Below are 14,831 nucleotides of genomic sequence, written 5' to 3'. Positions count from 1 at the left end.
CCGCTTCGACGCCGGACAGTGCTGCAAACATGACAGCATAATAATAACCAACTCAAGGGAACATCATGTCTGTTAAAAACGGGACTATTCATCGCTTCTCCATTGTCACAGCTTTTGCGATCGTCGGGCTTGCTGCTTCAAACGCACGGGCGGAACATTGGTCCATCGACGGCCAAAACCTCACCGTGGAACAGGTCGTCGGCCTGGCGCGGGACGGCAACGCCAAAATTACTCTCACCGATAGCGCGAACAAACGGATCGCCGAAGGCTTCGATCTGGTGATGGAGGCCGCCCTGCAAGGCAAGGCGGTCTATGGCCTGACGGTCGGCGTCGGCTGGAACAAGGATCGCCCAGTTTTCGCGATGAAGGACGGCAAACGCGTGCTGGACGACGATCTGCTGAAACTGTCACGCGCTTTCAATTCGACATCCCTGCGCGCGCATGGCGCAGGCGTGGGCGAGCCGATGGCGGTCGAGGCCGTGAGGGCGGGCATGGCGATCCGTCTAAACCAGATTGCAACTGGCCGAACCGGCGTTCAGAGCGCCGTTGCGGAAATGTATCGACAGTTTCTGGAGCAGGGGATCACCCCGGTCGTTCCTTCACGCGGTTCTGTTGGCGAGGCGGATATCACCCTTGCCTCCCATATCGGTCTGGCGATGGTCGGCGAGGGGGAGGTCTTCATGAAAGGCAACCGCATTCCCGCAGCGCGTGCCCTGACTGACGCCGGCATCGCTCCGCTCGAGCCGGTTGGCAAGGATTTCCTTTCAATCCTCAGCACGAATGCGCTGACCGCCGGGCAGGCTGCCCTGCTGGCGCACGATACGGCGGGCTATCTCGAGAAGGAAGCCGTTGTCTTTGGTTTGGCACTGGAAGGTTTTAACGGCAATGTCGCCCCTTTCCTCGCAGCGACGAACGAGCTGCGCCCCTTTGCCGAAAACACATCCGGGGCACTGATGGTTCGCTCTGCTCTTGACGGCAGCTATCTCTGGTCACCCTCGAAGGATAGGGCGTTGCAGGACCCGCTGTCTTATCGCACCATGGCCTATGTGCTCGGCGGAGCCGAAATTGCAACGCGTGATCTGACCAAGGCGCTGGAAATCCAGATCAATCACAGTGATGACAATCCGGGCGTGGTTGCGGGAGCCTCGGACGACAAGGCTTCCGGGCAGGTCTCGCAATATTTTATCGAGGGCGAAGTATCGGGAGCGATCTATCCGAGTGCGGGTTTTGAGATGCTGCCGGTGGCCTCAAGGGTTGAAGCACTGAACACGGCGCTGGTGCGTCTGTCACAGGCCATTACGATGCAGACGATCCGCTTCGAGAACCCGGATTTGACGCATCTTTCGCGGTTCCTTGCTGCTGAAACCAATCAAGGACATGCGTTTGGCGCGATCCAGAAACCGCTCGTCGCGCTTCTGGCCGAAAATCAGCAGATCGGCGCGCAGGCCCCGGTCGGCTCGATTGCGATGGCAGGAAATATCGAGGATCTGGACAGCCACGCTCCGCTTTCGGTCGCCAATCTCGGCCGAATTCTGGATAACCTGTACTGGATGTCCTCGATCCAGTTGCTACATGCGGCGCAAGCTGTTGATCTGCGCAAACCCGGGCAGTTGGGAGCGGGAACGAAAGCGTTGTTTGAAGACTATCGCCAGGGTGTGCCCTTTGTGGCGACGGACCGAATATACAGCAATGATTTCAGTACGGGTTATCGCTTTCTAAAGGCCCGTTGAGCAGTTGTTGTATTGGTGTTGAACCAGATGAGAGGACCGACGTCTTCGGACCGTTTCGCAAAGCAGAAACTCGACGCTGCGGCACGGCCCGACGACCTCTGCCATTTCTATCCGTGGGGAACCTTGGATAGGATGCGTGCTTCGGGTTCCTCTCGTCGGTATCGGCTTCCGGCGTCAGCGGGCCGTGCTCGCCAATAACCGCGATCATCGCGAACGGAACGTTTCAATCAGCGCGCAGATGACGGCCGGGAGCCTGAGCATCCCATAGTGCCATTGAATTGCCAATCGACATTTGAGTTCCGGTTGGGGCCAGAGCCATTCAGGCCTTGACGTAGACACAGGCAGGGATGCCGGATTTCAGGGTTACTTCTATTCGTTTATAGTCGGACACTTCATAGGCGTCTGCCGCAACCAGTTCCTCGGCGGTGATCCGGAACACTTTGCCGGTTACCGCATCATCGGGATTACCGGAGGGAAGAACAATCGGATGGTAGCGCTCGCCACTTTTCTCCAGCACGGCCGGATCGGTGATCTCGACCATTTCCTTGCGAAACCCCGGCATGCTGTCGTCCGAGCCATGCAATAGCCGTCCAAACGACGCCATCTGGACATTGTCCAGTTGCAGTGTTCCATAGGAGAAGAGATGGATGGTTAGAGGGTCAGACATCGGGCACCTTGTTTGCGGCGGTTGTTCGGATTGGCGGGTTATGGCAATGCTGCATCGATCGAAATAACGCTCGACTCGTTTGAAGCCGATACAATGTCCAAGGGAGGACACCATGAAAATCAGCGCACGCAATCAGCTCAAGGGTAAAATCGTCGAGGTCACCAAGGGTGCAACGACATCCCATGTCTTCATCGACATCGGCGGCGGCGCGATCGTCACTGCGTCGATTACCAACCAGTCGGTTGACGAACTCGGCCTTGCTGTCGGTGGCTCGGCCTATGCGATCATCAAGTCCTCCGACGTGATGGTTGGCGTCGACTGATCGTTTCAGGGTTTCTGGCAATAATGTGCGCTCCCATCGTCGCCGGTCTGGAAATCGCCCGGCTGCGGCGGCGCGATTGGCTTGAACAGGGTGCGGTCGGGCTTGAGATCGATCAACGGCGTGCCATCCAGGCAGTCGAGGCCGCGCACCAGAAGCGTTGCGCCCTCGACGGCCTCGAGCTTGACGATCGATGTGCCGATCGGATTCGGCCGCACCGGGGAGCGTAACGAAAAGGTCCCGTGCACCTTGCCATTGCTGGCCGGGCTTTGCAGGACGAGATCACGGCGTGACCGATCAAGCCAATAGAGAACTTCCAGCCGTTCGAAGGCATCGATACCGCGCAAGCCCATAATCCAGGGCTCGAAGATCTCGATCCTGCAGATGGGGCCGTCATGCCGGCCCTGCCTTGGCGTCTCCATGCGCGATGTCCATGGTGTCGAGATGCTGCCGATGAACACCAGGCCGGCATCCGTCGCCGGCGGCGGGTCGACGGCGACTTCGTTTTCACGGATTTCGTTCTCACGAACCATCGGTATCTCCTTCTGTCGATGATCGAGCACGCGGTGCGCAAAGCCGCGCTTCGCTGCCGTCGATGGAGCCGACGACAACGTCGATACCATAGAGCTGTTTGAGTGCTTCGGGCGTCAGCACCTCTGCGGTCGGTCCGAGCCCAATAAGTTCGCCGGCATGAAACAGGGCAACGCGATCTGCGACCATGAAGACGTGATCGGGATTGTGGGTCGACAGGATGATCGAAATCCCGCGTGCCGCCAGCTGCTGGATATGGGAAAGCAGCCGCAGCTGGTTGCCGTAGTCGAGGTTTGCCGTGGGTTCGTCCATCACCAGGATTTCCGGCTGCTGGGCGAGAGCCCGCGCAATCAGGGCCATCTGGCGTTCGCCGCCGCTGACCTCGGTATAGGGGCGGTCTTGCAGATGCCCCATACCAAGACCGGCCAGGGCGCCCAGCGCGATATCCCGGTCATGCCCATCGGGCGCTGCAAAGGCTGGCAGGTGCGCAGTGCGGCCCATCAGCACGACATCGAGAACGGTGAACGGAAAAAGTGCAGCGTGTGTCTGTGGGACGTAGGCGATGCGCTTGGCCCGTTCGCGACGCGACCAACCGGAGAGCGCTTTCCCGTCGAGGAGAACCTCACCCGCCTGAACCGGCAATAGACCCAGGATGGTTTTGAACAATGTGGTCTTTCCGACTCCGTTAGGTCCCAACAGCGCCAAAACCTCGCCCTTTGCGACGGCGAGGGTTACTTCCCTGCCGATCGTACGGCGGCCGTGGCCGAAGCCGAGAGCACGTAACTCGAGTATCATTGCCAACCCTTTTTGCCGGCTGCGAGCAGCCAGAGAAAGAATGGTGCTCCAACTGCCGCCGTCAGGATGCCGAGCGGCACCTCTATCAGCGCGATGCTGCGGGCCAGCATGTCGACCACCAGCAGATAGCCGCCGCCGAGCATCATCGAGGCCGGCAGCAGTTTTCGAAAGTCGGGACCGACAAGCATGCGGGCCATGTGGGGAATGATCAGGCCGACCCAGCCGATGATCCCGGTTACAGAAACGGAGGCAGCGGTGATCAGCGTTGCGGCCGCGATGAGAAGTGCGCGTGTGCGAAATGTGTCGATACCCATCGTCTGAGCTTCGTCGTCGCCGAGCGTCATCACGTTCATGCGCCAGCGCAACAGGAAGAGCGGGACAAAGCCAATGATCAGGGCCGGCAGAATGGAGAAGGCGTCAAAGTGGGTGATCGCCGTCAGGCTGCCTAGCAACCAGTAGGTGATGGCTGGAAGCTGGTCATAGGGATCGGCGAGGATCTTGGTCAGCGAAATACCTGCGCCGACAACCGCACCGATCGCAACGCCGGCAAGCACAAGGGTTAGCACCGGATCTCGGCCACGAATGGAGGCGCCGATGGCATAAACGGCGGCAACAGCAAGGAGACCGCCGACGAAGCCGAGCAACTGGATGGCGATGACGGGGAGGGACAGGAAGATGCCGAGGACCGCGCCGAGACTGGCGCCGGCGGAAACGCCGAGAATATCGGGGGAGACCAGCGGATTGCGGAACAGGCCCTGATAAGTGGCGCCGGCCGCCGCAAGCGCCGCGCCGACACAGACGCCGGCCAGAACACGGGGCAGGCGGACATTCCACAGTACGGTCGACAAAATCGGATCAGTCATCCCGCCGGTCAGCGCCGCCTTTGCCGCACCAAACAGCGCAACCGGCCCGGCGCCGTATTTTCCGACCATCATCGAGATGATGGACAGAGCCAGCAAACCGCAGAGACCAAGCCATAAGCCGGCGGCGGTGTTGCGCGGTCGCGTCACCACAACGGCCGTCATTGCGATTCCGTCAAGGCGCCCTTCAACAGCGCCGTCACCTGGTCGTCGGTGAGAGCGACCTGATAGAACAGCTTGTAGAATGTGCGAACCTCTGCCGAGAGATCTTCGGAAAACGTCGCCGGATAGAAAAGCTTCTCCAGCCAGGCGATGCCGATCAGCCGGTTGATGCCAGGCGGCGAATCGAACCAGCCGAAAGGCAGGGACGGCGCCACGAAAACACGCTTGTTTTTGACGGCGTCGATATTGGCCCAAAGAGGATCGCTCTTGACGGTCTTTGCGAACTTGCCGCTGGCAGCGAGGATTGTGTCGGGATTCCAGGACAGGATCTGTTCCAGCGAAACCTGGGTCAGCCCGCCGGTGCCCGCCGCGGCTGCAACATTGGTCGCGCCGGCCGTCTCGAGGATTTCCAGATTGATCGACCCGGAGAGGCCGGTCTCCAATCCTTCCGGACCGCGTCCATAATAGACCTTCGGACGCTTGGTCGTCGGGACCGCCCCGAGCTTGTCGTTCAGCCTCTTGATGGTGGCATCGGAATAGTCTGCGAGCATCTTGGCCCGCTCTTCGACCCCCAGCAGATCGCCGATCTGCCGCAGCGTCTCGCCGGATTTGGCGAAACTACCGTCGATCAGCACGTAGGGGATGCCGGTCTGGGCCTGAACCCTGTCGGCAAGCGAGGCGTAGGTAGCATCCACGGTTCCAACGTCGAGAATGATGTCTGGCTTGGCGGCCAGCACCGCTTCCATGTTCGCCGTCCCGCCTTTTCCGGTCAGCCGCCCATAGGTCGGGAGGTCGCGAACGGACGGAAGCAGATAGGCCTTCTCCTCGTCGCTGGGCGATCTCACCCATCCTGTCAGCTTTTCCGGCGCCAGCGCGTAAACCAGGATGGATGCCGGCGGACCGGCGGGCAGCACGCGGCCGATCCCGTCGGGGATTTCGACCTTGCGGCCTGCGGCGTCGGTAATCATGCGCGCCTGCGCATCGGTCGCCAGAACACCGAGAATTGCGAATGACAGGACCGTCAGAAATCTGAGCATACCAGTCTCTTGCCTTGTTGTGACGAGAACGAACCGGCGGACTATTGCACGCCGTTATATTTAATGGAATATCTCGATGCCCGAACGGGTTCCGTTTCTCGATCGAAGCCAATGATGGCTCGCTTGGGCGGGGTGGACCTCTTTTTTACGCCACCCGAGATCGGAATGAAAAAGCATAATGGATTCCGCAAGCCCCCAATATCACCACTGAGCCCAGCGGCGCCGTCCTGTTTCATTGCCGGTCAATTTTAGCTCCCGGGAGGCGCGGGGACGGGATTGCCAGAGGCAGCGCCGCCAGGAGCACCGGCAGGATCAATGCCGACCATGCTGCTCCATAACCAAAATGATCGACCAGAAGCCCGAATATGTAAGGACCCAGTGCCATGACCGCCAAACAGACCGTTGATGCAAAGGCGATCGTGGAGGCTATCGACCCTTTCGGTGCGCTCTCCGCGATCTGCAGGAGGTAAAGCGGAAACCAGCCGATCCCGAATAACCCCAGCACGACAAGCAGGAAGAGCATCACCGGTAGCGGCGTGCCGACGGGGAGGGCCGCAAGGATTGTGGCGACGCCGGCGGCTATGATGGATACCAGGCCGAACGATTGACCACGCAGGCCGGGCCGGAAACGGTCGCTGATCCACGGCAGCAGAATGCGGCCCGGAATGCCCGCAAGCTGTGTGACGGCGAACATCGAGGAGGCGACAAAAAGGCCAAGTCCCAGCCCATCGGCCATGAAGCCGATGACATGAGCCGTGAGGGTGAATTGAAAGGCGGACATGGCGATACCAAGCCGCAATACCGGCCAGAAGCTGCGGTCCTGCCCGACCGTACGGGTGAGTTTTGCCAAAGGAAGCGGCCGCTCGGTTTTGGCGGCGATGTCGCTTCCCTCGCGATAAAGTCCCCAGAAGAGTGCGGCGCCGGCGATGGAAACACCGGCGCAGAGCCAGGCTGCGACGTGCCACCCGTAACGGACAGCCAAGAGCGGCAGGAGAGCGGCCGCAATCATTGTCCCGAAGGGAACGGCGGCCTGCCGGAACCCCGTCGCAATGCCGCGTTTTTCGGGCGGAAACCAGCGCATGATCGCCCGTGTGCCGCCGGGTTGCACGGCTGCGTAGGTGCCGCCCAGAAATGCGATGCAGGCAAGCAGCGCGGGCAGGCTGTTTGCGAATGCCGCCGCGCAGGCCATGGCAATCGCCATGCCGAGCATGGCGATGCCGACGATGCGCCTTTCGCCGTGCATGTCGATGGCGCGCCCGAGCGTGAACATCGTGGCGATCTGGACACCGTTCATGACAGTGACGGCAAGCGAGGCAGATGCAAGGGAAACGCCGAATGCTTCCCGCCAGAAGGGCACGAGAATGTAAATTCCCTGGGATACGAATGAGCCTGCGGTTTGTGTTCCAACCGCAACGGCAAGGACCGCCCAGATTTTGTGGTCGGCGGCAGGTGCGGGGCGAGGCGAGGCGGAAGATATCTGTGGCGGCACGAAAAGCTCCTGTCGAGGGTCTCCTGCAATAACCCTGCTGCGGAGCCGATAGAATTCAGGGCTTGCAAGTTTCAGCGATAACAGCTTGTTATGAAAGCCATGCGTTCACTGGATCCCGAGGCCGTCGAGGCCTTTCTTCTTGTTGCCGAATTGCAGTCGTTCACGCGGGTTGCAGGCGTGATGAATACGACGCAGGCGGCCATTTCCCTGCGCCTGCGCCGGCTTGAGGAGATGCTGGGGCATCGCCTGCTTGAGCGAACGCCGCGCCGCGTGCGATTGACGGCCGCCGGCGAACGCTTTCTTGAACCGGCACGCGCCTATGTCGCCGCCGGCCGTCGCGCGCTCGATGTCTTTGGGCAGGAGCCGACGCGTCTGGCGATCGGTGTCACCCATCATCTGATCGGGGCGGACCTGCCTCGGATACTCCGGATGGTCAGCGAGCGCGAGACGGGCGTTACGCTTCATCTTCGAACCGCCGGCACAAGGACGCTGCTTGAACTCTACGATGCCGGAGACCTCGATGCGATTGTGGTGTTGCGGCATGACGATATCCGTCGGGATGGCGAGCCGCTGTTTCAGGAGAGCTTTGGCTGGTACTGCAGCGCGGATTTCGATCTCTCTCCAGGCCGATCCGTACCCCTTGTTCTGCAGCCGGAACCCTGCAATTTGCGGGCCATGGCCCTTCGCGCGCTGGATGCCGCAGACATCTCCTGGCATGAGGCGTTTGTCGGGACCGGCGCAACGGCGGTGGGCGCGGCTGCCGAAGCCGGAATCGGCGTTGCGCTTCTGGCGCAAAGCGCGGCTCCCGCCGGCGTGCGGGAAGTGAGCGGCGAGGTGCTGCCCGGGTTGCCGAAACTGGATGTCGTGATGATTTCCACGGTCACCGGCGACCACGCGAACGCCGTGCTTCGACGGATCACGCGCGCTTTTCGATCACCTTGAAACGGCGGCTTTTTGCGGCCCGGATGTGAGCCGGCATAGTTGGGTTTCGTGATTGATCGTAAAATGCCAGCTGCGCCGCTTATGCGGCCTGCCAGACCTACCGCTAACTAAGCCTCATGGCGAACGATCGGGCTCAAGCGCATTGCATGCTGAACAGCCCGATCGCGCAGGCCGGCTTAGCCGTTTCGGTGTCCTCCGCCCCAATACATTCCGGCTCTCGCGGTCAAAAGCATCACCATTCCTCGCCGTATGAGGCCCGTATATTTTGAGAAAATGTTACGCATGGCTTTTCCCTTCTTCATTTTTGATTGAGCGGATATAGGCGCGCCAACCGCCAAGACCCGTCACTTCCACGGCGTCCCTGAGCGCATAGGGTTCGCACAGGAAGCCGGAGATTTGTGACCCGTCGTCCAGCGTCACCTTGCCGATGCCGAGCGGGGCGGGAATGTTCTGCACGAAACGTCCGAAGGTCTCGGGCGTCACCCTCCAGACCTCCACCTCCAGCCCCGCGCCTTTAAAGCCGGGCTCCCGCAGCAGGCCGGGTTTCGGCGGAACGGTATTCGGCAAGACGAACAGCCGGTAGTCGCCGGCCGTGCGGCAGGATTTCATCAGCCGGCCGCCGGGGCCTGTGAGTTCGTGATTGAGCGGCATGCCGGTGAGATGGGCGCCGACAACGACAATCGGCACCAGCCCGTCATCGCTATCCGTCACTTTCGAAGCTTCCGGCAGGGCAGCCTTGCGGTCCCTGCCCATGCCGGGCTGCAATGCACGGTGCAGCATATCGGCAAATGGCGCCAGCGCATCGTCGGAAAAGGCCGGGCCGAACAGGGTGACACCCGCAGGCAGATGATCCGCGATATCGAAGCCCGCGGGAACAGCGATGGCCGCATAACCGAACAGATTGGCGAAATTGGTATATCGCCCGAAATGGCCGTTCTTCGCGATCGGGTCCGCGCGCATCTCCTCCACCGTGTAGGTGGTCGGCGATGTCGGCAACATCAACACATCGGCTTTCGCCCATTCCGCTGATGCCTTCTGGCGAAGCGTCTCAAGCCCGTATAGTCCCTCGAAGGCGTCGACGGCATCGTATCGCCTTGCTCCTTCGATGATTGCCCTTACGGTGGGATCGAAATCGCCGGCATTGGTCGCCAGGAAATGCTTCACCGCCGCCAGACGCTCGGCCACCCATGGGCCGTTATAGAGCAGCTCGGCGGCCTGACGGAACGGCGCATAATCGAAGGGGACGATCTCTGCGCCGAGCATTTCCGCTTTTTCGACAGCCGCGTCATAAAGCGCCTCGAAAGCGGCATTGCCGAAAAATTCCCGTTCCCCGGGTTCAAGCACACCAATGCGCAGCTTGGCAGCCGGCAGGGCGGCCGGCTTTGCCCTGCGCGAGAAGGGATCGCCGGGGTCATAACCCTCCATGACCCTGCGCACGGCCACGCCGTCGCCCACCGTGGCGGAAAAGACGGTCACGACATCCACCGAACGGCATGCGGGTACGACGCCGACATTCGGCACCAGTCCGGGTGTCGGCTTGATGCCGACAATATTGTTGAAGGCGGCCGGCACGCGGCCGGAGCCGGCCGTATCCGTGCCGAGCGCAAAACTGGCAAGGCCAGACGCCACCGCCACGGCGGAGCCGGAGGACGAGCCTCCCGACACATAGGCCCTGTCGAACACCGATCGCGGCGCGCCGTGGGGCGAGCGTGTGCCGTTAAGCCCGGTGGCGAACTGGTCGAGATTGGTCTTGCCGATGACGATTGCACCCGCGGCCTTCAGCCGGGCGATGACGGTCGCATCCTGTTGCGGCAGATAGGCAAAGGCCGGGCAGGCGGCCGTTGTCGGCAGGCCGGCAACGTCGATATTGTCCTTGACGGCAAAAGGCACGCCCCAGAGCGGCAGGCTGTTGGCCTTTGGCGCGCGGGCCAGGAGGTCGCGGGCGGCGGCGCGCAGATATTCGTCCGGCGTCTTCGTTATGAAGATCGCCGGATCGTCCGACGCGTCGATGCGACGAATTATCGCCTCGACGAGATCGAGCGGGCTCAGCCCCTTTGCATAGGCGGCTTTCAGCGAGGCGATATCGAGAATGATCGGCAACATTACATGGCCTCCAGAACGACCAGCACGTCGCCGGCCCTGACATTGCGGCCCGGCCCGGCGCGGAGATCGCGCACCTTGCCCGCGGCGTGCGCGTTGACGGTGATTTCCATCTTCATGGATTCGATGATGGCGAGCGTTTCTCCGGCCGCCACCTTCTGCCCTTTTTCCACCAGCACCTTCCAGACATTGCCCGGCACGGCACTTTCAATGCCGAAGCAGCCGTCGGGAATATCGCCGCCGAGGCCGGGACCGACGCCTTCATCGACCACAAAACTGTCGAGCCCCTGATCTTTCCAGCGTTGGCGTTCCGCCTCGAAGGCGGCCTGCTGGCCGGCCTTGAATGCGCCGATTGCGGCGGCATTCTTCTGAAGCTCCGCCTCGTAATCCGCATAGGAAAACTCGCCCTCTTCGATACGGACGGGATAACCCCCATGGGGAAAGGCGGCGCGGGCTTCGGTCAATTCGCCGTGGCTGACGGGAAAGAAACGGACCTGATCGAAGAAATCGAGCAGCCAGGGTTTGTCCTTGCCGAAGACCGGCGTTTGCCGCCACGTATTCCACATCTGGATGGTGCGCCCGAAGAGCTGATAACCGCCCGGCCCCTCCATGCCGTAGATGCACATATAGGCGCCGCCGATGCCGACGGCGTTTTCCGGCGTCCAGGTGCGCGCCGGATTATATTTTGTCGTGACGAGGCGATGGCGCGGGTCGAGCGGCGTGGCAACCGGGGCGCCGAGATAGACATCGCCAAGCCCCATGACGAGATAGGAGGCGTTGAAGATTTTGTCTTTCACCGCCTGTTCGTCATCCAGACCGTTGATGCGGCGGATGAATTCAATGTTCGAGGGGCACCAGGGCGCATTGGGGCGCACCAGTTCCTGATATTTTCGCATCGCCAGCGCCGCATCCGGATCGTCCCATGACAGCGGCAGCCAGACGGTACGGCTCGGCACCTTCACCGAGTGAACGGAAGGCATGCCGCTTTCGATTTCGGAAAGAAGGCCGAGCAACCGGCCACGCGTCACATGCGATCCATCGTAGTGAATTTGCAGCGAGCGGATACCGGGGGTCAGGTCTATCAGGCCGGGAACGCCGGCTTCCCGCACCGCCTGCATCAAAAGATGGCTGCGCAGGCGCAGGCTGACATCGAGCTGCATCGGCCCATATTCGACAAGCAGATTGTCGTCGCCCTGCCGGCGATAAACGACCGGAACCTCGCCGTCATCGCGATGGCCGAGAATAGGAGAGCCGGCATTGTCGCCAATGCGTTTGACGATGGGGCCGGCAATGGGATCTGCCGCCCGCGCAACCGGATGAAAGCGGATTTTGTCGCCCGGTTTGAACTGTCCCATCTTCCATTGCTCATCCGCGGCAATCACCGCCGGGCAAACGAAGCCGCCGAGGGACGGGCCATCCGGCCCGAGAATGATCGGCATGTCGCCCGTAAAATCGATGGCGCCGATGGCATAGGCATTGTCATGGAGGTTCGAGGGGTGAAGCCCGGCTTCCCCGCCGTCCTGGCGCGCCCATTTCGGCGCGGGCCCGATGAGGCGTACACCCGTGCGGGCAGAATTGAAATGTACCTCATATTCGGTCGCAAACAGGGTCTCGATATCGTCCTCAAGGAAAAAATCCGGCGCGCCATGGGGCCCGTAAAGCACGCCCACCGACCATTCGCGGGTCAGGTCGGCAGGTTCGGAGGCGGCTTTCGCATCGGTTTGGGGCGCGCGGGCGAGGCGAAGAACGTGGCCGGCGCGCAAGGCGCCGGTGGCGTTGCCGCCGAACTGGCCAAGCCCGAAAGTGGCGCGCGAGCCGAGCACGACCGGCGCGTCAAAACCGCCTGCTACCGCCAGATAGGCCCGCTGCCCCGCACCGCTGATCTGGCCGATGGCAAGCGTCTGCCCGGCCCTGACCGTGACAGGGGTGTTATGCGGAACGGGTTCGCCGTCGCACGTCATCGGCATTTCCGCGCCGGCAAGCGCCACCGTCACATCCGCAAAGAACTTGAGCACCGGCCCGGAAACGGTGATTTCCAGAGCCGCCGTGTGGTCGTGATTGCCGACCAGCCGGTTCGCATGACGGAAGGAACGTTCGTCCATCGGTCCGCTCGGCGGCACCCCGACATGCCACAGGCCGAGACGGCCAGGCAGTTCCTGAAGGCTCGATTGCGCTCCCGGTGCAATGACCTCGACGACATCCGGCACGAAGGGGAAATCCTTCAGCGCCGTGGTCGCGACATTGCCGGTCCGGAAAAGGCTGGAGCCGGCAATCGCCTTGAGATAGTCGAGATTGGTCTCGATGCCTGAAATCGCGGTGTTCGACAGGGCGGCGCCGAGGCTGGCGATCGCCGCGTTGCGATCCGCCCCCGTGACGATGATCTTGGCCAGCATGGGATCGTAAAAAGGCGTTACGTCCGTGCCGGTCTCTATCCAGCCATCGACCCGGACATCTTCGGGAAAAACCACTTCGGTCAGAAGACCGGCGCTCGGGCGAAAATCGGCATGCGGCATTTCCGCATAGACACGCGCCTCGATGGCCGCCCCCTTCGGTATCAGCTCCTCTGCGCCGGTCAGGACATCGTCGCCGGCGGCCTGACGGATCATCCATTCCACCAGATCGATGCCGAAGACGGCTTCGGTCACCGGGTGCTCCACCTGCAGCCTCGTATTGACCTCCAGGAAATAGAATTCCTCGCGGGCCGGATCGTAAATGAACTCGACCGTGCCGGCGGAGCGATAATTCACCTGTTTTCCGAGCGAGACGGCCGCCGCGTGCAGGCGCGCCCGAACCTCATCGGAAAGCCCGGGGGCTGGTGTTTCCTCGATGACCTTCTGGTTGCGGCGCTGAAGCGAGCAGTCGCGTTCGCCAAGTGCGATCACCCGTCCCTTGCCGTCGCCGAATATCTGCACTTCGACATGGCGAGCCTTTGCCACGAACCGTTCCAGATAGACGCGGGCGTCGCCAAAGCTTGCTTTCGCCGTGCGCTGCACGCTCTCGAAGGCCGCTTTCAGCGCGGCGTCGTCGGCGCAGAGCTGCATGCCGATGCCGCCGCCGCCGGCGGTGGATTTCAGCATGACCGGATAACCGACGGCTTCCGCGGCGGCGAGCGCTTCTTTGACCGAACCAAGCAGCCCGGAGCCCGGAAGCAGCGGCACACGGCTTTTCTGCGCCAGTTCCCGGGCGGTGTGCTTCAGGCCGAAATCGGCGATGTTTTCCGGCGTCGGGCCGATGAAGACGATGCCTTCGGCCGCCAGCCTTTCGGCAAAGCCGATATTTTCGGAAAGAAAGCCATAACCGGGATGGACTGCTTCCGCCCCGGTCTTTTTGCAGGCGGCAATCACCGCTTCGACATCGAGATAACTTTCTGCGGAGGGCGCCGGCCCGAGGCGTATCGCTTCGTCGGCCGTCAATGCCGCCCTGGCGAAGCGGTCGGCATCGGAATAGACCGCCACGGAGGCAATACCCATGTCCCGCAGCGTTCTGATGATGCGGACGGCGATTTCGCCACGATTGGCGATGAGGACTTTCTTGAACATCGGCTCACTCCTCCCCGTTCCAAACGAGCACCCTGATCGGTGTCGGATCGAAACCATTGCAGGGATTGTTGATCTGCGGGCAGTTGGAGATGACCAGCAGCACATCCATCTCGGCCACCAGTTCGACGTAGTCGCCGGGTGAGGAAATGCCGTCCACGATGGTCATGCCGCCATTGGGCGAGATGGGCACATTCATGAAAAGGTTGATATTGGAAACGACATCGCGTTTGCCCATGCCGTATCTGGCGACTTCGGCGACGAAATTGTCCCGGCAGGCATGAAGATATTTCGTTCCGTGGCCGAAACGCACCGTGTTGCTTTCGCAGGAGCAGGCGCCGGCGGAGGTATCGTGACGGCCGCAGCTGTCGGCGGTCACCGTCAACATCACACGACCCTCGCTCGACATGATTTTCGTGCCGGTCGAAATATAGGCCGCGCCCTGCGCCCACACCGTATCCTGACTGGAGTAGCGTTCGGAAAAGTCTCGAGCGTTGTAAAACAGCGTATCGATGGCCTGCTGGCCGTAAGTGTCTTCGATGCGAACCGTGGCGCCCTTGCGGATGAAGGTGGAGAAGGGTTTTTCCGCCGGGACGTAGTGGTTTTGCGCTGCATTTTCACATGTGCGCGACGAAACGGTTTCAATGAAATCGGTCATGTTCG

General features: G+C 61.5%; 12 protein-coding genes. 3 read left to right on the top strand and 9 right to left on the bottom strand.

What is annotated here, in order from left to right; genetic code table 11:
- The first annotated feature begins 65 nt into the window (after nt 1-65).
- A complete protein-coding gene (locus N5D22_RS24720) occupies nt 66-1,730 on the top strand; it encodes an aromatic amino acid lyase (protein WP_279658655.1) in 1,665 nt (554 codons plus the stop codon).
- 319 nt (nt 1,731-2,049) lie between these two features.
- Here the strand turns inward: N5D22_RS24720 and N5D22_RS24715 are convergent, their stop codons facing one another.
- Nucleotides 2,050-2,397, bottom strand: a complete 348-nt coding sequence (locus N5D22_RS24715; protein ID WP_279658656.1) for a gamma-glutamylcyclotransferase — start codon at nt 2,395-2,397, stop codon at nt 2,050-2,052.
- Between the two features lie 112 nt (nt 2,398-2,509).
- Between N5D22_RS24715 and N5D22_RS24710 the strand changes: the two genes are divergently transcribed.
- Nucleotides 2,510-2,719, top strand: coding sequence for a molybdopterin-binding protein (locus N5D22_RS24710; RefSeq protein WP_279658657.1), 210 nt, complete (start codon nt 2,510-2,512; stop codon nt 2,717-2,719).
- 5 nt (nt 2,720-2,724) lie between these two features.
- Here the strand turns inward: N5D22_RS24710 and tsaA are convergent, their stop codons facing one another.
- The 5 genes from tsaA to N5D22_RS24685 all read right to left on the bottom strand — a co-directional run bounded on the left by tsaA (nt 2,725) and on the right by N5D22_RS24685 (nt 7,590).
- The gene (gene tsaA / locus N5D22_RS24705; protein ID WP_279658658.1) at nt 2,725-3,249 is read right to left on the bottom strand and encodes a tRNA (N6-threonylcarbamoyladenosine(37)-N6)-methyltransferase TrmO; all 525 of its coding nucleotides are present in this window, start codon (nt 3,247-3,249) and stop codon (nt 2,725-2,727) included.
- Complete coding sequence (locus N5D22_RS24700; protein ID WP_279658687.1) at nt 3,239-4,042, bottom strand: ABC transporter ATP-binding protein; 804 nt, start codon at nt 4,040-4,042, stop codon at nt 3,239-3,241. The genes tsaA and N5D22_RS24700 overlap by 11 nt, the downstream gene beginning before the upstream one ends.
- A complete protein-coding gene (locus N5D22_RS24695; RefSeq protein ID WP_279658659.1) occupies nt 4,039-5,067 on the bottom strand; it encodes an iron ABC transporter permease in 1,029 nt (342 codons plus the stop codon). Before N5D22_RS24695 ends, N5D22_RS24700 begins: the two co-directional genes overlap by 4 nt.
- Nucleotides 5,064-6,101 (bottom strand): iron ABC transporter substrate-binding protein, encoded by a 1,038-nt coding sequence (locus N5D22_RS24690; protein ID WP_279658660.1) that lies wholly within the window; start codon nt 6,099-6,101, stop codon nt 5,064-5,066. The genes N5D22_RS24695 and N5D22_RS24690 overlap by 4 nt, the downstream gene beginning before the upstream one ends.
- 232 nt (nt 6,102-6,333) lie before the next feature.
- A complete protein-coding gene (locus N5D22_RS24685) occupies nt 6,334-7,590 on the bottom strand; it encodes an MFS transporter (RefSeq protein WP_279658661.1) in 1,257 nt (418 codons plus the stop codon).
- 90 nt (nt 7,591-7,680) lie between these two features.
- Between N5D22_RS24685 and N5D22_RS24680 the strand changes: the two genes are divergently transcribed.
- A complete protein-coding gene (locus N5D22_RS24680) occupies nt 7,681-8,532 on the top strand; it encodes a LysR family transcriptional regulator (protein ID WP_279658662.1) in 852 nt (283 codons plus the stop codon).
- Nucleotides 8,533-8,808: 276 nt separating this feature from the next.
- Here the strand turns inward: N5D22_RS24680 and atzF are convergent, their stop codons facing one another.
- From atzF to N5D22_RS24665, 3 genes are read right to left on the bottom strand one after another with little or no spacing between them, the layout of a single operon-like run.
- Nucleotides 8,809-10,635: an allophanate hydrolase gene (gene atzF, locus N5D22_RS24675; protein WP_279658663.1), complete on the bottom strand. Its 1,827-nt coding sequence runs from the start codon at nt 10,633-10,635 to the stop codon at nt 8,809-8,811.
- Entirely contained in the window at nt 10,635-14,171 is a 3,537-nt protein-coding gene (gene uca / locus N5D22_RS24670) for an urea carboxylase (RefSeq protein WP_279658664.1), read from the bottom strand. Before uca ends, atzF begins: the two co-directional genes overlap by 1 nt.
- Before the next feature lie 4 nt (nt 14,172-14,175).
- Nucleotides 14,176-14,826, bottom strand: coding sequence for an urea amidolyase associated protein UAAP2 (locus N5D22_RS24665; protein ID WP_279658665.1), 651 nt, complete (start codon nt 14,824-14,826; stop codon nt 14,176-14,178).
- Nucleotides 14,827-14,831 lie beyond the last annotated feature (5 nt).

Origin of the sequence: Agrobacterium sp. GD03872, assembly GCF_029840625.1 — a bacterium.
Classification (GTDB): domain Bacteria; phylum Pseudomonadota; class Alphaproteobacteria; order Rhizobiales; family Rhizobiaceae; genus Agrobacterium; species Agrobacterium fabrum_A.
This window is presented reverse-complemented; position numbering and strand designations above follow the sequence as displayed.